Annotated in this window: 15 protein-coding genes and 1 riboswitch; of the genes, 10 read left to right on the top strand and 5 right to left on the bottom strand. The window is 39.9% G+C overall.

Annotated elements, in window-relative coordinates:
• Positions 1 to 3: 3 nt before the first annotated feature.
• Together NST25_RS30320 and NST25_RS30325 are read right to left on the bottom strand one after the other, a co-directional pair.
• Positions 4 to 1,740, bottom strand: coding sequence for a histidine kinase (locus tag NST25_RS30320; protein WP_076181799.1), 1,737 nt, complete (start codon positions 1,738 to 1,740; stop codon positions 4 to 6).
• Between the two features lie 100 nt (positions 1,741 to 1,840).
• The gene (locus NST25_RS30325) at positions 1,841 to 2,275 is read right to left on the bottom strand and encodes an Lrp/AsnC family transcriptional regulator (RefSeq protein ID WP_076124228.1); all 435 of its coding nucleotides are present in this window, start codon (positions 2,273 to 2,275) and stop codon (positions 1,841 to 1,843) included.
• Positions 2,276 to 2,433: 158 nt separating this feature from the next.
• On the opposite strand from NST25_RS30325, the gene NST25_RS30330 reads away from it, so the two are divergent.
• The 5 genes from NST25_RS30330 (at position 2,434) to NST25_RS30350 (ending at position 6,744) form a co-directional block, all read left to right on the top strand.
• Complete coding sequence (locus tag NST25_RS30330) at positions 2,434 to 2,898, top strand: VOC family protein (RefSeq protein WP_076181797.1); 465 nt, start codon at positions 2,434 to 2,436, stop codon at positions 2,896 to 2,898.
• A 385-nt stretch (positions 2,899 to 3,283) separates the two neighbouring features.
• Entirely contained in the window at positions 3,284 to 3,871 is a 588-nt protein-coding gene (locus tag NST25_RS30335) for a class I SAM-dependent methyltransferase (protein ID WP_076181795.1), read from the top strand.
• 248 nt (positions 3,872 to 4,119) lie between these two features.
• Complete coding sequence (locus NST25_RS30340; RefSeq protein WP_232061486.1) at positions 4,120 to 4,662, top strand: sigma-70 family RNA polymerase sigma factor; 543 nt, start codon at positions 4,120 to 4,122, stop codon at positions 4,660 to 4,662.
• Positions 4,655 to 5,815, top strand: coding sequence for a DUF4179 domain-containing protein (locus NST25_RS30345; RefSeq protein ID WP_076124235.1), 1,161 nt, complete (start codon positions 4,655 to 4,657; stop codon positions 5,813 to 5,815). Before NST25_RS30340 ends, NST25_RS30345 begins: the two co-directional genes overlap by 8 nt.
• Positions 5,816 to 5,838: 23 nt before the next feature.
• The gene (locus NST25_RS30350; RefSeq protein ID WP_340393126.1) at positions 5,839 to 6,744 is read left to right on the top strand and encodes a DUF5643 domain-containing protein; all 906 of its coding nucleotides are present in this window, start codon (positions 5,839 to 5,841) and stop codon (positions 6,742 to 6,744) included.
• Positions 6,745 to 6,848: 104 nt separating this feature from the next.
• Here the strand turns inward: NST25_RS30350 and NST25_RS30355 are convergent, their stop codons facing one another.
• Positions 6,849 to 8,066, bottom strand: coding sequence for a HAMP domain-containing sensor histidine kinase (locus NST25_RS30355; protein ID WP_076124239.1), 1,218 nt, complete (start codon positions 8,064 to 8,066; stop codon positions 6,849 to 6,851).
• Positions 8,067 to 8,248: 182 nt separating this feature from the next.
• Here NST25_RS30355 and NST25_RS30360 point away from each other — a divergent pair, with 182 nt between their 5' ends.
• Positions 8,249 to 9,400: a metallophosphoesterase gene (locus NST25_RS30360; protein ID WP_076191544.1), complete on the top strand. Its 1,152-nt coding sequence runs from the start codon at positions 8,249 to 8,251 to the stop codon at positions 9,398 to 9,400.
• A gap of 165 nt (positions 9,401 to 9,565) precedes the next feature.
• On the opposite strand, the gene NST25_RS30365 is transcribed toward NST25_RS30360, so the two are convergent.
• On the bottom strand, positions 9,566 to 10,978 hold the full coding sequence (locus NST25_RS30365) for an amino acid permease (protein ID WP_076191542.1): 1,413 nt from the start codon (positions 10,976 to 10,978) through the stop codon (positions 9,566 to 9,568).
• 147 nt (positions 10,979 to 11,125) lie between these two features.
• Positions 11,126 to 11,208, bottom strand: a riboswitch (glycine riboswitch).
• A 351-nt stretch (positions 11,209 to 11,559) separates the two neighbouring features.
• Here NST25_RS30365 and NST25_RS30370 point away from each other — a divergent pair.
• The 4 genes from NST25_RS30370 to NST25_RS30385 all read left to right on the top strand — a co-directional run bounded on the left by NST25_RS30370 (position 11,560) and on the right by NST25_RS30385 (position 17,432).
• Positions 11,560 to 12,498 carry an ABC transporter permease subunit gene (locus NST25_RS30370; RefSeq protein ID WP_139331004.1) on the top strand — a complete coding sequence of 313 codons (939 nt, stop codon included), beginning with the start codon at positions 11,560 to 11,562 and terminating at the stop codon, positions 12,496 to 12,498.
• A 12-nt stretch (positions 12,499 to 12,510) separates the two neighbouring features.
• Positions 12,511 to 13,395: a carbohydrate ABC transporter permease gene (locus tag NST25_RS30375; protein ID WP_076278228.1), complete on the top strand. Its 885-nt coding sequence runs from the start codon at positions 12,511 to 12,513 to the stop codon at positions 13,393 to 13,395.
• Between the two features lie 71 nt (positions 13,396 to 13,466).
• Positions 13,467 to 15,002, top strand: a complete 1,536-nt coding sequence (locus NST25_RS30380) for a DUF3502 domain-containing protein (RefSeq protein WP_076276309.1) — start codon at positions 13,467 to 13,469, stop codon at positions 15,000 to 15,002.
• 78 nt (positions 15,003 to 15,080) lie between these two features.
• Entirely contained in the window at positions 15,081 to 17,432 is a 2,352-nt protein-coding gene (locus NST25_RS30385; protein WP_076309952.1) for an AraC family transcriptional regulator, read from the top strand.
• Between the two features lie 86 nt (positions 17,433 to 17,518).
• Here the strand turns inward: NST25_RS30385 and NST25_RS30390 are convergent, their stop codons facing one another.
• The gene (locus NST25_RS30390; RefSeq protein WP_340393127.1) at positions 17,519 to 19,417 is read right to left on the bottom strand and encodes an ABC transporter substrate-binding protein; all 1,899 of its coding nucleotides are present in this window, start codon (positions 19,415 to 19,417) and stop codon (positions 17,519 to 17,521) included.

The following is a 19,417-nucleotide window of genomic DNA, read 5'->3' on the forward strand; positions in this document are numbered from 1 at the left end:
TATTTACTCCCCCATAACTTCCCGGATTTCCGCATTATCCACCGGTAAGATAATTTGAACGGTCGTTCCTGCCCCAAAGTAACTGCCGATATGAATGCCGAAATCATGGCCGTATCTCAGCTTGATTCGTTCCTCCACGTTTCTCAGTCCATAGCTGCTCGAATGGAATGAGCTCGAACGCATATTTCGCAGTGTATCCGCCCGCATACCAATTCCGTTATCGATGACCTTGAGCTCAATGCGTTCACCCAGCCGTTTTCCGGTAATCCGGATCGCAATCGTCTCCCCAAACCAAGCATGCTTGAATATATTTTCTACAAATGGCTGCAAAATCAGCTTGATGATGGGAACCTGTAAAATATCAGGATCAATATCATAATAAACCTCAAACGCATCGGCATACTTTACCCTCTGAATTTCAAGGTACATCCTTACCTGCTCCAGCTCTTTTTCAAGAGAGATATAGACATGTCCTTCATTCAAGGTGAGGCGATAGAATTTAGAAAGACCTTGTACCATCTGTGTAACCTTCTCAACTTCGCCCAAATTGGCCAAGCTGCCAATGGTCGACAATGTATTGTACAAAAAATGCGGACTGATCTGAGCTTGAAGCACATCCAGTTCTGCTTGCTTTTTCTGAATCCCTTGCTCATAGACGTTCTGGATCAGGTCCTGGATACTAGTCGCCATCTGATTAAAACTATTAGCAATGTAGACAAATTCATCATTCCCGGCAAACCCAATTCTTTTATAAAAATTCCCTTCCTGAAAGGACCGGACCAAATATACGATCCGTTTAATTTTTTTGCCTGATATGCGGGCAACGAGGAAGCCGATCACCGCCATGACTAAAAAGCTGATCAAACAAACCGTGGTGATCACCTTCTGCATTCGGCTAGCATCTTTATTCAAATAGGCATGCGGCACCCGTACCTCGATAGCATAGTCAGACAACGGAATATCTTCACTAATGATCAGATAAGCGTCTTGCTTCGCATGTTCATCGACAATACCTTGTTCATAAAGCGTTAATCCACTAACCCGATCCACTAGACGAAGGTCTATACCCTGTTCAATCGGAAAGGTATCGAAATTGCCAAAAAGCTCGTCAATTCTCGCCGTGACGCGAATATAACCAATAATCGATGGGCCTCCCTTAGAAGAAACCAGCTTGCGGAAATACGAAATATTGCTTAGTTCACTGTCGCTGTCCGCCTGAAGCCACAAGCTGTCTTTGTTATTAGCAACAATCGACTTGAACCATTCCTTATCTTCAATAACCTGATCAGAAAGAATATAATAATCGCTTCTACCGATAGGTACAGACATATCATCACCGGGGATTTCAAGCATCGTCTCATTTGCGGTATAGAGCACAAGTCTCAGATTGTTCCCATACAATTGCAGAGGGGCTTTCATATAAGGAACGATATCATCCCTCATTTTGAGCATGTTTTCCAATGCATCTCCCCTAAACTGCAGAGCATTCTGAAAATTCGTATTGAGAAACAGCGAGTTAGTCATTCGTTTGATTTCATCTGTCTGATATTCGATATTGTTTCTCGTCTGCTTCAAAGCTGTCCGGACATTCGTTTCCGCCATTTCCGTTCTGGACTCTACGAGCATCGTATAAGCTATATAACCCACCAATACATCTGTCAGCAATACTAGAATGAGGTACGGTATCATCATCTTATAGGTGAACGGAATATACTTTTTACTGAATAAAAACCTCTCCATACCCATGCTCCCTTGTATCCGAGTTAATGCTAACGTTGTTTTCATCCATTCTACAATGAAATGAAAGCGGTTACTAGATATTGTGTTTGGAAAATGGGCTTTAGAGCAACACCCTGTTTTCCAATATATTTTTCAGACTGATATGAGATTTTGAAGGTCCAAACTTTATAAGGTTGTCTTGGAATTCAGCTAACTCCTCAATCGACGCGGTTTGCACCTTTATGAGGTAATTATATTCTCCGCTAATCCGATATAAATCGGTAACTTCCTTAGCATTTTTGCAAAAATCCGTAATCTCTTGGCAATGTTCTGTTTTTAATAGAATAAACGTAGTTGTGCCCCGATCCAGATCTCGTAAATTAAAAGCTGTATGATACCCAGAAATGATATTCCTTTCCTCCAGCTTGATCATTCGTTCTTTAACAGAGGGTTGTGACATCGAAACCTCTTTACTGATTTGTGAAATGGACATTCGGGCATTGTACTGAAGTAATTGCATAATCTTTTTATCAATGTCATCCACAAGTTGTTCCATAGCAAGCGCCTCCTAAACCCATTTTATAAAATAAACTTATTCCACTAAAATACCTTAAATTTAATAACCATATTACTACAAAACACTTATCTTATATATATATCTCATATTTTAATACAACTATAATAAGTATATATTAAAGTTGGGAGCGATTATAAATGAGTGTAAAAGGCCTTGCACATGTAGCAATTCAAGCCAAAGACTATAAAGCAACTATTTCATTCTATATTGACGTCTTAGGATTCAAGCTAGGTCATCATTGGAGTCTGCCATCCTTTCAGATCAAAGAAGCCTCCATGCTGATTTCACCTGACCGCAGAACCTGCATTGAGATTTTTGATAATGATGCAGTCATCGCCGCTCAAGGAAAAAAAGCCTTGTCTGATGAAGATATAGCACACGGAGCGTTATTACATCTTGCCTTCTATGTGGATAATGTAGAGGAGATATATCAAAAAGCCCTTGCACATGGGGCAAAGGCTTTTATAGCACCGGATTCTCTGTCTCTGGGCGAACCGCCTCTTCTAATAAAAAACGCGATCATTCACAGTCCCAATGGAGAAGTTATCGAATTTCTTGAAGAGGTTGATTTTGATATGTCCAGCAAAGTTCATGTAGAATAAACGCTAGGGAGGGTTATGAATTATAAAACATACCATTCTCAGTAAAAGGTCGCTTTTCCTCTTAATTTTTTTGATATTTCTTATAGGAACCTACTTTTTATTCTTTGGACTTCCGTGGAAGTCTCTGGCTTTAAAAAAGCAATTTGAAGTCTATTTAGAAGATAAATATCAAATCGATTTCCAGCTGGGTAAGATGGACTTTGATTTTATACATCGCACTTATCTTTCTTATGCCCATCCAGCAAATGATCCCACTCTGATTTTTTATGTAGGTCAAGATATTGAAAGCAAGGAAATTCAGGATCTTTATCCATATGAAGTTAATAAACGAAATGCTGGGAGAAAGTAAGAGAATTGAATCCTGCTTCTAGCAGATGAAGAAGGAATGATAGTATTGATCGTGATTCAAGTCATCGCTTGGTTCATCGCCTTCGCAGCCTTGTTATCCATGGTGTCGATTGTGCTGGTGAGCTGGAGGAACGGGATATCGCCGATGCCTACGTCAAAATCTGTACGCTCGGCTGTTGCCGTTGAGGTGAATCGGATTCCGGGATATAGCAGCATTGTGGAGGCGGGATCGGGTTGGGGAACACTTGGCATGGATGTTATTCGCCAATGTCCAGGCAAAAGGCTGACAGGCATTGAAAATTCCATTATTCCCTTGTGGACATCCCAGCTGCTTGCTAGGTTCGGCACACGTATGCTGCGAGCAGACGAAGGCCAGAATCTGCTCCACGGAAGGCTTCGTTATGTACGTGGGGATATCTATAGCAGCTCTTACGAGCATGCGGATATAGTTCTTTGTTACTTATTTCCCGGAGCGATGAAACGGCTGGGGGACAAGTTCAAGCGTGAGCTACTGCCGGGCGCAGTGGTCATTAGCATTTGTTTTGCCCTTCCAGGCATGCAGCCTGTCCGTACCATAACATGCACGGACACACTGCGTACCAAGGTATATGTATACACTTTTTAATTCAGGATTACCCCACTACTTCTCTTCTGATAAGGTGGTAATTCCTGAATTTATTTCAGTTTATCCACTTGAAGTCCCCCCCTTTCTATTAACCTCTCCATCTTTGCCAAAAACAATGAATTGCATGGATTTTATACTACTACCGAGGTAAGTGATTTGTGTAGGAGAATGAATTTTATCCTAAATATAACTTTTTGGATGTCTTCTCCATCTAATTATACAGAGGGCCCTCAAGGAGGAAAAATCATTTGCTGGAAAACGAACTGGATATCAAAAAAGCGCAGAAAGGCGACCACGAGGCGTTTACCCGTCTTTTCAGGCAACTGGAATCCCAGTTGTACAGATTAGCCAAAACCATTCTGCTAAAAGATGAAGATTGCGCGGATGCTCTTCAGGAAACAACACTGAAGGTGTATAAAGGGTTGGCCAACCTTAAACAGCCTAAGTTTTTTAAAACCTGGGTTATACGCATCCTGATTAATGAATGCAATCAGTTACTTCGTATGCGAGAACGAACTATAGCTGTGGCGGAAATTCCCGAGGAACCGGTCGTTTCCTATGTGCATTTTGAAGATTCAGGCAACGTAGACCTGCAAAGCTTCATTAATCAGTTGGACGAATCCCTGCGGCTTGCTATCGTGCTTTTTTATTATGACGATTTATCCATTAAGCAGATTGCAGATGTGCTCGACATCTCCGAGGGAGCGGTCAGGGCACGACTTCATCGCGCACGGAGATTGTTGTCCAAACAGATACATCCTGTGCGGGAGGAGGGTCTTGCTAATGAATAATAACAATTTAGAAAAGCAGATCAGGGAGCTAGGGAAAGCTAATATACAGGAGCTTCCTCCTTTACTACGATCACGGCAGGATTCGATTTATGCATCGCTGGCCACCATTGTCCAGGATCCTGTGGAAAAGGAAAAGAAAAAGCGGATATATCCAAAAATCACAGCTGCTGTGACTGCGGCGATATTGTTAAGTGTTATGCTAACGGCTATCTATCCGCCTACGTTGGCCAATGCGCTCAAGCAGCTTCCCTTGATAGGCGGTATTTTTGAACGGGCAGATGATATAGGGTTACAAGCGGCCCAGCGTCTGGGACTGACTTCCCGTCTAAACAGCAGTGATACCCATGAAGGGATCACCTTGTCTGCCGAAGAGGCTGTATTTGATGGCAGCCGGTTGGCATTCTCGGTGAAGCGTGAGGGAGAAAAACTGGAAGGTAAGCTAGCCGGAGTAACGATTGGAGCGGATGGGAAGCCTTTTTTAGCGAAAGGTGCAATAACCTCTGCAGAAGTATTGATCGACGGCGCTTCCCTGGAGCAATTTTCTGATGGTCTCTGGAAAGCTATGCCGTTTCTAAGCTGGATAGAAGGTGCGGAAAGCAACACAGCTATTTTTAGACTAGTGGATTCCTCGAATTCCGGAATCTCCAACAAACCTTTTCCTGATCGATTTGTATTGACTGTAACCCTTGGCTTAAACGGTATGGATGAACCGTTTGTTCTCCAAATTCCTGCGCGGAAGGCTACGATTAATAAAATTTCCACACCTGACATACGCGCACAAGTTGGAGGATGGAGTTTGATCCTGAAAAAGCTGGAATATAGTCCATTAACGACACGCCTGTCGCTCATGCTGGAACAGGATACAGACGAAGATCATACAGCATTGAGTTTAGTGGGCTTTGAAGTAAAGGATCAACAAGGACAGGTGCTGAAAGATATTTCACAGAAAGTCCTCTCGACTTCCAATAGGTCACTTAATGTCGATTTGCTTACTGAGCCATTTGAGAAACACCCTAATATGCTCACAATCCGTGGCTATCTTTATGAGTTTGAGAACCCACAAAGTAAGAATGGAGCATTTAAAACAGACAGTTCTGGAAACCCAGTGAAGCATTATATTGACGGTCTAGAGATAAACGTGCTAGTTAAATAAAAATTAAGGAGCTTGATAATATCATGAAAAAAATGACTAAGAAGATGTCTGTAATTTTAAGTGCTGCTGTATGCCTAGGAGCGTTGGGAATGCCAGCTTTAACCCAAGCATCCAGTGCTCAACCCGCTGTTGAAGCTTCCCTGAATACAACAAAAGTGGCCGATTCACACGATCAGCTTACTTTAAAGGGCAGTGCGCAGTTTGATGGTAACTATATTAAGATCGACCTGAGCCGTGAGGGATCGCTATTTTCAGGAATGCTCGCAGGAGTAACTTTAAATGATAAAGGTGAGCCCTATCTTGCAGAAGGTACTATTGTGGGAATTGACGCTAAGCTCACTCAACCAGGAGGCATTGATTTAAAAACACCACGCTGGATCAGTGACGGTGATGCCAACAAGGCGGTTGTTGTATTGCAGACCGGATGGTTAACTGAGCAACAAAAGGCAAACCTGGCTTCCTCTGAATTGAGTATCCATGTGAAGCTTAACGGAATCGATGAACCGTATGTACTTAAATTTTCTCTCAAGCAAGCAGGATTAGTGCGTAACATTCAGCTGCCTGCTATAAAGAAAGACAACCAATTTAAAATCAAAACCACCCGTGTTGCTGCAGGAGAGACTTCTGTGCGTATCGCTTTAGCGGTTAAAGGGGTTGCCACCCAAGCACAGGCTTTAGGATATGACATTTATGATAATCTGGGAAATGAATTAGAATTTATTGCAAGGGATTCTGTTGCAGCAACTCAAAATACGGTTTCTGAAGATTTATTGTTCGAAGCACCTAGCTCAGCGGCAGAATATCTGATTATCAGACCGTATCAAGCCGTATTTGAAAAAGGCAACACCGGGGCTTATAAAGTAGATGCCAAAGGCAATGTAGTTAAAAATTACAACAAGCAATTGGAGATTAAAATCCCTCTGAAGTAACCTTTAGCGCAGCAAATATAAACATATTTACTAGGAAAGGGGATTACCTCTCCGGCCGAAGGCTTGAGGTAATCCCCTTCTTTCAATGGAAAGAATGTTCCGTTTTACTGGTCATTTATAGCTAAAAAGCGGATAGTAGCTGTTGTCCCCTTACCTACAGAACTACTATAATAAATTTCGCCGCCGTACTTTTCTACGATATTAAAGCAAATCATTAATCCTAGACCTGTTCCATTACTTTTTAATGAATAAAAAGGAGTCCCTAGCGACTTAACCTCAGCTTCCGACATCCCGCTTCCTTCATCAATGATTGTTATCTCAATAAAATTATTGTTCCTATTCGCCATAATAGAGACAGATTTACCAACATCCGAAGCCTCTAAAGCATTTTTTATTATATTAATAAGCAGCTGCTTAAATTCAATTTTATTAATAGAGATCATGCAGTCTTCTTCTACATAGGTAACAATTTGATTATCAGATAACATTGCGTAGGAATGGAGCAATCCTGTGACACTTTCAATAACATCCTTCACATCTACTTTTTCTAGTTTTTGTTCTCCATTTGGCTTTGAAAGGGTTAGAAATTGCGAGATAATCTGTTCTACTGTGTTCAATTCATCAATCATTAATTTAAATTTTCTTTTCATAGGATCATCAAATGAAGGATCCTCATCAAAAAACTGCAAAAAACCTCTAACCACTGTCACTGGATTTCTAATTTCATGCGCAACGGCAGCTGTTAATTGTCCAACCATCTTTAAACGCTCAGATTGCTGTAATTGTTCATAATAAAGCTGCTGTTTTTTCATCCGTTTAAATGATATTTGAAAAATGAAAAATAATAACACTTGAACCGCTATTATATTAATGAAATTCCCTAGAATATCATAATGTAAATATGTATATAGATCCCCTCTATCAATCAAGAGGATATAGCCAAATGTAATTACCATCAGTATTCCATTTATAATGAAGGAAAAATAAAACAATTTTAAATCAAAAAATAGAATAGAGAGTGCAGGAATAAGACAAATGAGGATATAGGTAGTCCAAGTTTGAGGATATAAAAAGAATAGCGTATAAAAATACGCAAATCCAAATAGAATGATAATCTTTCTAAAAGTATGTGTCTCATGCTTAGGGTAAATCCATAAACAAACCGTTAGAAACGCCACACATAAAAAATGAATGATATAACCAAAATCAATTCCATCTAACTCTAGAGTAGATAGTATTAATCCAGACATCATAAGAACGATGATCATTAACATTAATATGTAATAGGTTTTTCGATTCACCCGACTGTAGAACTCTCTCATGAATTCACCACTTTTAAATTGATTGTCGAAATAAGAATTATATCAGCTGAAATAGTAATAAACAATAACTGAAAAAACCAGTAAACTCAATACCCCATTTAATTTCTGAAACTAGTAATTATTGCTATAATTAATGTATTCACTTTAGTTCTGATATCTAAAGCATTAGGATGGTGTACCCTATGGTATTTGCATTTTTATTTATATTCGCTATGTACGCGGCAACTAACTATTACATTGCGAGAAAGATTTTTAAATGGTTACAACATATATTTTCACATATAAACGGGATCATATATGGAGTCATCTACAGCTTATGTGCGTTATCAATCATTATTAATTTACTATTGTCTTCTTCAGCTATGACGACCAATTCAAATATTGTTAATTTTATTGGTCAATTCGGGGACTATTGGATGGGTATCTACTTCTATTTGTTCTTGCTTTTGATCCTTTCAGATGTAATCTTACTAATTAGTAAATGGATCAAGGTCCTCCCTTCTCCTATACCAGCACGTGTTATTTTTCATACAAGGTCCATAGTATTAATTCTAGTCATAGGATTGGTGTCCTATGGGATTTATAATGCAAATCATTTAAAAGAAGTCACCTATCCGCTCCAAATACATAAAAACACTTCATTAGATCAGTTAAATATCGTCCTGATCAGCGACTTACATTTAGGCTACGTAAATGATGTAAAGTTTATTGAAGACGTTGTTGATCGTATTAATGGACTACAGCCGGATATAGTGTTGATGACAGGAGATATATTTAATGGTAACTACTATGCGCTCTCTAACCCTTCCAAAGGAATAGAGTTATTAAGTACTATTCAGTCAACCTATGGAGTTTATGCTTGTTTAGGTAACCATGATGCAGGACGCTCATACGATGAGATCGTGAACTTTATAGATAAGAGTAATATCAAACTTCTAAATGATGAGCATGTCGTTATTGATAATCAATTCGTTGTTGTTGGCAGAAGGGATTCATCACCGATTGGTAATCAAGGGAACCCTCGAGCAATTACTTCAGAAGTGATGAGTGACATTGATACAAATATGCCCGTTATCGTAATGGATCATCAACCAACCAATAGGATTGAATACGCAGATGACGTTGATTTGATACTTAGCGGACATACGCATCAAGGACAAGTATTCCCTGCAAATCTGATCACCAATGCTATGTTTACAGTAGATTATGGCCACTATCAGAAGAATCCTAACAGCCCTCACGTCATCGTTACATCTGGTGCAGGGACTTGGGGACCGCCATTACGAATTGGCACGAATAGTGAGATAGCACAAATCAAAGTTGATTTTAAATAGACGATAATTTTAGACTGATTAAAAAACATGGAAGAATATCCCGATAGCATACACAAGTTCGAAAAAGAGCATCGACCACATTAATGAGAAAATCCACCACCGTATGCGGTGGTGGATTTCTATGTCTGCCTATCCAACTGTAATATCAGCAAGCACCCTCATCGACTAATCATGCCGGATCTCCGTGTTAGTCCGAATACCTTCGAGACGTGCTCTTGGATCAGGCGTTATTCTTTCCCTCTTTCTTCTATTTATCGAATACAAAACAAATAATAATATAAACCATAAAGGCGTCAACAATAAGGCCGGACGAGTTTCATCAGCAAATAGCATAATTATGAGTATGATTGCAAACAAAGCTAGAACAACATAATTCACAAAGGGTGTAAACGGTGCTTTGAATTTTGATTTGGCCTGCAATTCCGGCTTCGTCTTTTTATATCGCAAATGGCAAATTAGAACGACGCCCCAAACCCAGATGAAACAAATGGCACTAATTGTTGTCACGATGCCAAAAGCCGTCTCCGGAATCAGCTTACTCAACAAAGCGCCTACAGATAAGACAAGCGTGGATATGAATAAAGCATTACTTGGTACATGATTTTTATTAAGCTTTGCAAAGTTGGCTGGAGCCTGGTCATTTCTGCTTAGATTGTATAGAATCCGGCTTGTTGAGAACATCCCGCTATTACAAGCGGACGCAGCTGAAGTTAATACAACGAAGTTAATAACCCCCGCGGCAATCGGAATCCCCACTAAACTAAATGTTTTAACAAAAGGACTTTCTGCCGGGTTTAGTTCTGTCCAAGCGTTGATGCATAATAAGGCAATAATAGCACCCACGTAGAAAAATAGAATTCGTAAAGGTATTTTATTAATCGCCGATGGGATAGTTTTTTCTGGATTGGAGGTCTCTGCTGCCGATACGCCTACCAATTCCACACCCACAAAAGCAAACACAACCATTTGAAATGAAAGCAGGAACCCTGAAATCCCGTTTGGAAATACTCCCCCATGTGCCCAAATATTACTGAGCGCAACCGTTCCGGTAGTTGTTTTGAATCCAATCACCAGTAAGACTACCCCGATAGCAATCAATGCGAGAATAGTGATTACCTTAATTAAAGCAAACCAAAATTCCAATTCGCCAAAGCTTTTTACCGTTAATAAATTGAGCCCTAATAAAATAATCAAACAAATGACTGCGGGTATCCATTGCGGGATATCAAACCAATATTGTACATAGACCCCAACAGCTATAATATCGGCCATAGCCGTCATGATCCAACAAAACCAATAGGTCCATCCAGTTACAAACGCCGCCCGCGGTCCAAGATAGTCTTCGGCAATGTCTGTAAAAGATTGATAACCTGCTTTAGACAACAGAAGTTCTCCTAATGCCCTCATCACAAAAAAAATAGCGATACCCACGATTAAATAAGCAAAAATGATGGATGGTCCTGCCAGTTGTATAGCTTTACCTGATCCTAAAAATAATCCGGTACCGATGGTTCCACCAATCGCAATGAGCTGAACATGCCGATTCTCTAAATCTCTCTTTAATTCTTGTGCTGCCATTTCAAACTCCCCCTTATGTGAAAAAATGTACAAGTAAAAATGATAACAAAAAAGAGATTGGATACGCTCCAATCTCTTAGGTCTAAGAATAATAAATAAAATACATTCCTTTACTCTGACGATGATCAGAATAACAAATGAATTATCTAGTACTCTTCTGTCCTTTTGCCTGAGATTGTGAACCCTTCGGCGCCGGGGGAATCCCCCACGGTCTCTCCAGAAGCTGCTCCTGCTATAGTGTGATCCATAGCAATCATAGCTTGCGAATTATTTAATTGTTATGCCGCTAACTTCATTTTTAATATTTTTCAATACTAATCATTGTCAAATATTTTGTCAATAACATTAATTACCGCTGGATTTAAACACATAATACGGATTTTTAATAAAAATGCGAGAAATTAATAGCCTAAACGAGGGTAAAATGCTCGTTTTTAAAAGCTTCTCCTCTAATTGCGATTTACTTTAAGACCCAAAAGATTACTATTTGGAGTACGTATTTCATTTAGCTTTTGAAAGCGTTTTATTAGAGGAGTACAGGCAGCTTGTTATGCATGGCAACTAAGTGAGGGGGAATTTATTTGAGACAAAAAACAAGCAATAGGTTTATGAGCGCACTCAAAAAAGACGGGCTTCTTTATATGATGGCACTGCCCGGCATATTAGCGCTGTTGGCCTTTTCCTACTTGCCAATGGCAGGGTCGATTTTAGTGTTTAAGGAATATCGCTTTGACGGAGGTATTTTTAACAGCCCATGGGCAGATCCCATCTTTAAAAACTTTCAATTTTTCTTTAACAATTTTGATACTGCAATGCGGGCGACATTTAATACGATAATGTTCAATATTTTATTTTTTGTATTTGGCACCATCTTCGCGGTAGCGATTGCTATTATGCTCAATGAAATTTCTAGTCGCCGATTCGTCAAAGTTAATCAAAGCATTATGTTTTTTCCGTTTTTTATGTCTTGGATGGTTATTGGCTCCATTCTAAATGCAATTTTGAATAATGAAACAGGCTTTCTAAATCAGATTATTAAAAGCATCACCGGTTCAACTTATGATTTTTATGCTACGCCGTGGATTTGGATTCCGATTCTGGTCATTGTGGTGATTTGGCAAAGTACAGGTTATAACTCCATTATTTATTTTGGTGTGTTGACTGGCTTTGATTCCTCCATGTATGAAGCCGCCGAGGTAGATGGCGCCAGTAAACTTCAGCAAATTTTTAAAATTACAATTCCTATGCTTAAACCGACCATCATTATTTTGTTTCTATTATCGGTCGGCAATATGCTGCGCGGTAACCTAAATATGATTATCGGCTTGACGAATATGAACCCGATTTTGTTACCCTTCACGGATCTGATCGATGTATTTGTTTATCGCAGCGGCGTAAGAAATGGTGAGATGGCGTTTGCGTCGGCGATTTCGTTATATCAATCTGTTTTTGGCTTCTTCCTTGTTATTATCGCTAACAAGATTACAAGCTGGTACGACAAAGATTCTACATTATTTTAAGGGGGTGTCTATTTGAAACGATCAAATGCTGATAAGTTAACTAATATAGCCTTTTATGTCTGCTCAGCAATATTTGCACTATTCTGCTTGTTCCCGATTGTTTTAGCGATTTCCGGTTCACTGTCTGATGAAATGGCGATCACTATGCAAGGTTTTTCGATTATTCCACGTCATTTCTCATTGGATACTTACCGTTATGTATTTTCCAATCTTGATTTTATGATCTTAAAAGCCTACAAGATAACATTGTTTACGACAATATTTGGCACACTACTATCGGTGTCGATAACAGCATGCTTTGCCTACGTCATTTCCGTAAAAGATTTTAAGCACCGTAATAAACTGGCGTTCTTCGCTTACTTTACTCTGCTGTTTAACAGCGGTATGTTGCCGTGGTATTTAGTGACCACACAATTTTTCGGCCTGAAGGATTCGTTGGCAGCATTGATTTTGCCTTATTCAATAAATGTATTCAATATGTATCTGCTACGTAATTTCTTCAAGTCCATCCCACATGAATTGCTGGAAAGTGCACAAATTGACGGCGCTGGTCATGGGCGGATTTTTATGCAAATGATGCTGCCGTTAGCCAAACCGGGGCTTGTTACGATCTCATTATTTTATGCACTGCAATATTGGAATGACTTCTATTTACCATTAATGCTCAATAATAATCCCGAGCTATATACGATGCAATACATCTTGTACAAAATGATGGCCAATATTCAATACCTTGCAGCCAATCCAAGTGGCACCATGGCAGGCCATGTTATTCTGCCCTCGCAAACGATTAAGATGGCAATTACCTGTATTGCGATTGGTCCGATTATCTTGCTGTATCCCTTTGTACAAAAGTACTTTGTTAAGGGCGTTACTGTTGGCGCTGTAAAAGGATAATAAGAAAAAACAATAGTAGTTAGGCCTATTTGAATTTAGTAGGCTAAATATAAATTTGGGAGAGTGTTCTTATGGGCAAATCGAGAAAAGGGTTCACCTTACTGCTTGCATCTTTACTGCTGGCGGGACTTTTAAGCGGATGCGGCGGCAAGTCGCAAGGGGACGAAGCTGGTAGCAACAATAACAATAATGGCAGTGGCGATCAGCCGACCAAAGCAACGTTAGTGCTTTACGGGGAGCAGTCAAAACGTATGGCTGATTTTGCGAAAAATGAGTTTCATGACAAGGTTCTGCAAGCGATTAACGTCGATGTAAGTATTCAATATTTACCGTGGACCGAGTATGCAACTGGTAAAACCGAGCTAATGCTATCATCCGGCGAAAAATTCGCCACATATACCGATACTGCATTTATGGCAAAATCCGTTGCCAAGGGCTATTACGCTGATTTGACTGAAGCTGCTGAAAAATATGCTGGCGATTTAAAAAAGAATACGGGCGGCGATGAAGCGTTTGACATCTGGAAGGTCAACGGAAAGCAATATGCATTACCTTTCGGCAATAAACCAAATGCTGGAGAAAATTATGTGATTATTGCACGAGAGGATCTGCTGCAAGAAGTCGGTATGACCGATTTGAAAACCGTTGAGGATGTTGAGCAATTTTACAAATTGGCAAAGCAAAAATATCCTGATATGATTGGCTCAGGACGCGGCTGGAGCTTGAATATCTTCAATGGCTCGATTAATTCAAACATTAATATTTATCAGCCGTATAGCTTTATTATGACCGATGGCAACAAGCCGGAAGATCCGACTGTCTACAGCTTTTATGAATCGGACGAATACAAACAAATGGCGGATATCGCCCGCAGATGGAATAAAGAAGGTCTTATCCCAAGCTACGCCTTGTCAAATCCTGCACAAGCAGATTCATCGTTTTTTGCAGGCAAAGCATTATTCGGCATGGGTGCAAGCTATCGCGTATTTGAGTATATGGATGCCATACGCAAAGCTAACCCTAATGCGGTGTTCAAAAACTACTATTTAGGTGATCCTGCGAAAAAACCACTAATGTCACGCGGCACATATTCTACAGCGTTTGCAGTTGGGGCTAATGTAAAGGGTGCTGAACTCGAGGGTTACGTGAAGTTAATTAACTTACTGCAAAGCAGTCAAGAATGGACAGACTTTATTCTGTATGGCGTTGAAGGCAAAGATTATAACCTAACTGCTGATGGACAGATTGAGTTTATTAATCAAGATACATTGTTCGACACTTGGTTGCCTGATAACATTCATTTTACAAGATTTAGAGATTATATTACTGAAGAACAAATCAGTACGTATCAAAATTGGAACGAAGGCTCGATACTACAAAAAGATATTGGCTTCTCCTTCAACATGGAGCCCGTAAAAACGGAATACGCTCAAATGCAAGCCGTAGAACAAGAATATATACAACCCATATCACAAGGTTTTAAAGACTATGACTCCAATATTGACACTGCCTTGAAAAAGCTGCGTGATGCCGGTTTAGAAAAATTTATTGCTGAATATCAAAAACAATTTAGTGAGTTCATTTCCAGCAAAAAAGCAACTAATTAAGCTTATATGACTATCGGAATAGCCTGATTCATCAACTCACAATTAGGCTATTCCTTCATAATTTCATATAAGGAGGGAATGAAGCTATTGAAGCTGTTGAATCCAGGCAAACAATTTGTAAGTAAATATGCCAATAGATGGCGCAAAAGCTTTAAGTTCAAAGTCTATATGAACTTTTTATCCATTTCTATTATTACTGTAATTATTATCAATGTTGCGGCCTTCCAATATTTTAATGTTTATATGAAAAATCAAATTAATGACATGTTGCGAAATAAGCTGGAAAATATCAGTACCGTATACAACAGCAAACTAGATCAATACCGTCGCCTGACAGAGCTTATTAATAAAATGCCCAAATCTATTTCTTACATTTATGACTATGAAAACACCAGCGTATTGGACGCGATAGAGATAAGCAATAACTTACACCCGATTTTGAATGCGAACGAATCCGTCAACTCCATTTTCTTTTTTAATCAGGATGACATCATTTATGAACTGGATGACTACTATCTTAATCGAAATGAAAAACAAAATATTTTAAAGCAAGTACTGCAATCTAAGACGGATCGTTATCCTATTCCGATTACATTAGCAGATGGCAGCCAGCGACTCGTATTTTTTCAAACCTCGCGCACAGCCTTATACGGCACTAGTCAAAGTGGTATTATCATAGTCTCCAATACGGAAACATTACGTAAGAGCATTCTTTCCAGCTATGAAGATCAGTCTGACAGTATATTAATCGTAGATAATCAAACAAGCCAAATTATAACTGAACAAAACAATAATTATCCCATAGCACCAACTACACTAAATGAAATAGCGCATGCCACAGATGGCTATAACAGCTATTCATCGAAAAATAAGGGTAAAGATGAAGATATAGTAATTTCCTATGTAAATAATGGGCATGAAGGATACAGTATCGTTTCCGTCATGGACTATCAAAGCAGTATTGAACAATTACTTAAGGCTAGAAATGCGATTATTATCTTCTCCATCTTCATTATTTTCATTGCGCTATTATTAAGTTATGTGTTCACTAATAAAGTTTACAAACCAGTTAATCATATGCTGCTCAATATTTACACAGCCTTCAGAAACTCGGAGCAGGATGATGAAGAGGAGCAAGAACATGGAAATCATTATGATGAGATACAAACAGCATCACTGACAATCTCGAAAGCGCTTTCTAAAATGAGTGCCTTGGAATCACGGCACAGCAGCAATGAATTTATAGATTTTCTTCAAAAGCGTAACTATAGTCAACAAAATGCAGACCCGCAACTGCCGCGAGAACTGAAAAGCCTGCAAGAAAAGCTAGGAGATCAAGGACATTATCGCGTTATCAGTGTAGAAGTTACTGCACCTTCTGCTCTAGATCTCGATTATAATCTCTTACTTCTTTTGCAAAATGTCGGGCAACAAATATGGAGCCGGGAAATAGATTATAAAGCCTATCCGATAAGCAGCAATCAGTTCATTCTAATTGTCAGCGAAGGACGGTCGGGTATTTTACTAAACGATCTGCAAGTTGTGGCGCAATACGCTGAACAAATGATTCATAAGCTTGCCGAGAACTATAAAGTTCATATCACTATAGGCATTTCACAAATAGCATATAACTTGCAGCAATTACCGGATTCCTATGAACAAGTCCAACATTTGATAAGAAATAAATTGTTTTGCTACAAGCAGTCGTACTTTATCTTTGACACCTTTACACCAAGTAGTCTATCCAAAGGGCAAGCGAATGAGTTGACACAGAAGATTTTGGAGCTAATTAAAAGCAACCAATTGCAAACGATCCCTCTTGAAAATATAGAAGCTTTACTTGAGCTTGTGAAAAATATTGAATATGAAGCAGGTTTAAGTTATTTAGCCAATTTGCTTGCTGATGCTGCTATGCTAGCGCATAACTCCATAGTAGAAAATAAGGAATACCGTAGCATCTATCTGGATGTCTATGTGAAGCTGCAAAGCTGCAATAATATTGATGAGCTTAGTACCCTGCTAAAAACAATGCTCGACAGTGCTTGTTTAGAGTTAAAAACTTCCCGTTCATTAACGGTGCAAAACAACATTATGAAGGCGATCGAGTATATCCATGAGCATATTAACGATAATACGCTATCCATTGATGCCCTTGCTGAAAAATACAATATGAGCTCCTCGTACTTTAGCAAACTGTTCAACAGCTATACGCAGAAGACCTTTCCAGATTATATAAATCAATTAAGACTGCAAAGAGCCGCAGCTCTACTGGTGGAGAAGAAAGATTTCAATATTAACGACATTGCCAGCGAAGTTGGCTTTAATAGTAGTTCTTATTTTGCTGCTGCCTTTAAGAAGAAATATGGGCTGTCACCGTCGCAATACAGGATCAATTATCTTGATGTTACTGCAGAATCAGCTGGAGAATGACACATAGAACATGGCGGCGAACCATCTCCAAAAAAACCTAAAAAGGCACCCGAAGGGGGCCTTTTAGGTTTGGAATACACGTTGTATTAGTGGCTTGTCAGCCAAGCCGCCAACTCTTCTGTCTGACTCAGAATAGCTATTGGGTCCCAGTAGCCGGAGCGATCGCTTGTCCAAAGAAATACGTGATCATTTTTGACTGCTGGCAGTGCGCCCCAGATCGGGTCGGCTTTAAGTTCATCCAGCTTTTTCGAGTCGGAGGTAAGAATAATATAGTCACCGGCATACTTTGGTAAGACCTCAGCAGAGAATGAAGCCCAGCCCGGATCGGCCATTTCGGCGGCGATATCCGCAGGAGGCTTAAATCCCAATCCATTATAGATTGGTTGTCCACCTTTGCCGAAGTCTGTTCCGACGGCCATCAAGCTGTTTTCAGACCATTCAATAATGGAAAATGTGCTATCTGCAGGCACAACCTTCAATACGCTCTCCTTGGCATTGGCCATACGGCTGTCATAGTCTGCAAGCCAGGTTTTGGCCTTATCTTCTTCACTAAGCAGCTCACCGAAATAACCCACTTCCTCATGTACCGTTTTTAAGGAAGCGTATGGAATAACGACCGTAGGTGCGATTTTTGACATCTGCTCATTTAGCTCAGGATAGAAATCATCCATAATAATCAAATCGGGATTAAGCGACAGAATTTTCTCTACATTTCCATTTCCGTCCCCTATATTCTCAACGTCTTTCAAATACTCCTGAAAATATGGATTTTTAATATGATGTTCGGAGGTTCCGATAGGTGTAATGCCAAGCGCAATTAAGCTGCCGAGATATTCACCTGCAACAATTCTTTTGGGATGAAGGGGGATCTCCACCTCACCGTTAACCGTTTTAACGATTTTGGTCTTCGGCTGCTGTGAGGCAGCATTCTCCGTAGCACCGTTTGTACCACATGCGCTCAGTACCAAAATGAAGCTTAACAGCAATACCGATGCCAGCGTAGGCCTTGAATGTTTAAACATGAATGAATCTCCCTCTTGATCAAAATGATACTGATAATCGTTATCAATATAATCAGTATAGTCAAATGATTCAAGGGCAACAATGGAGGATTCTATGTTTGTGGCAGGACTATCTTCTAGTTTGTTCTTTCTGGAATGCAATTCTCTATAGCTAATCGGGGAAACACCCTTATACTTTTTGAACAGCCTGCCCAAATAACTAGGGTCTTGATAACCGACGCCCACTGCAATTTCCTTCAGCGTAGCATCTGTTTCCAGCAGAAGTGCCACCGCTTTTTCGATGCGCACCTTAATTAAGTAATCAATCGGGCTAAGTCCAGTACGGATTTTGAAGTAGGAAGATAAATGGGGGACGCTATAGTTCAGGCTTTCCGATAATGATTCCAGCGTAATGTTATCCGTATAATGTTCATGGATAATGTCGGCAATCCGGGCAGCCAGATCACGCTTAGTCGTATTAACCCCTTGCACCGACATTTGATGAAATAGCTCATACACAAACTGATGGAGTAAAGTGCGAACATGCAACCGCGCAAGCGGCTGCGGCTTCCCCCACTCCTTAAACATCTCGCTCACTATGCGATACAGCGCTACCGAATTGTCAGGCGTCATGCTGTACGAATGATCAAAGGATTTAGCGCCCTCGTATAGCGTAGCAATCTCTAAGGGTAGTGAGGGATGCATACTCACTTTATAATAAATGCTATAGTAATCCAGCCCCTCGCTGCCTGCGTCAATGTTGAGCACAGTTCCTTTGCCTACATGAAGCACTGTAAAGCGCTGTAAACGGTGAACTTGGCTTCCCAGGTTAACTGTAGCATTACCGTGAATCGACATAAGAAACAGCCTTGAGGGGACGTAATAGGAAGGTATAGATTCGCCAGGTCTAAGGGTCATCCGACGAATATCAACTACTTTGCAATTCGCGTGATTCCATACAGCAATAAGGTCATTGATGTCCAT

Origin of the sequence: Paenibacillus sp. FSL E2-0190 (genome assembly GCF_037992965.1) — a bacterium.
GTDB lineage: Bacteria > Bacillota > Bacilli > Paenibacillales > Paenibacillaceae > Paenibacillus_AQ > Paenibacillus_AQ odorifer.

What these genes read in the sequence shown, in the direction of transcription:
- NST25_RS30320 (WP_076181799.1), bottom strand. Translation starts at nt 1,740, where the DNA reads ATGGAGAGGTTTTTATTCAGTAAAAAGTATATTCCGTTCACCTATAAG.
- NST25_RS30325 (WP_076124228.1), bottom strand. Translation starts at nt 2,275, where the DNA reads ATGGAACAACTTGTGGATGACATTGATAAAAAGATTATGCAATTACTT.
- NST25_RS30330 (WP_076181797.1), top strand. Translation starts at nt 2,434, where the DNA reads ATGAGTGTAAAAGGCCTTGCACATGTAGCAATTCAAGCCAAAGACTAT.
- NST25_RS30335 (WP_076181795.1), top strand. Translation starts at nt 3,284, where the DNA reads ATGATAGTATTGATCGTGATTCAAGTCATCGCTTGGTTCATCGCCTTC.
- NST25_RS30345 (WP_076124235.1), top strand. Translation starts at nt 4,655, where the DNA reads ATGAATAATAACAATTTAGAAAAGCAGATCAGGGAGCTAGGGAAAGCT.
- NST25_RS30350 (WP_340393126.1), top strand. Translation starts at nt 5,839, where the DNA reads ATGAAAAAAATGACTAAGAAGATGTCTGTAATTTTAAGTGCTGCTGTA.
- NST25_RS30355 (WP_076124239.1), bottom strand. Translation starts at nt 8,066, where the DNA reads ATGAGAGAGTTCTACAGTCGGGTGAATCGAAAAACCTATTACATATTA.
- NST25_RS30360 (WP_076191544.1), top strand. Translation starts at nt 8,249, where the DNA reads ATGGTATTTGCATTTTTATTTATATTCGCTATGTACGCGGCAACTAAC.
- NST25_RS30365 (WP_076191542.1), bottom strand. Translation starts at nt 10,978, where the DNA reads ATGGCAGCACAAGAATTAAAGAGAGATTTAGAGAATCGGCATGTTCAG.
- NST25_RS30380 (WP_076276309.1), top strand. Translation starts at nt 13,467, where the DNA reads ATGGGCAAATCGAGAAAAGGGTTCACCTTACTGCTTGCATCTTTACTG.
- NST25_RS30385 (WP_076309952.1), top strand. Translation starts at nt 15,081, where the DNA reads ATGAAGCTATTGAAGCTGTTGAATCCAGGCAAACAATTTGTAAGTAAA.
- NST25_RS30390 (WP_340393127.1), bottom strand. Translation starts at nt 19,417, where the DNA reads ATGGACATCAATGACCTTATTGCTGTATGGAATCACGCGAATTGCAAA.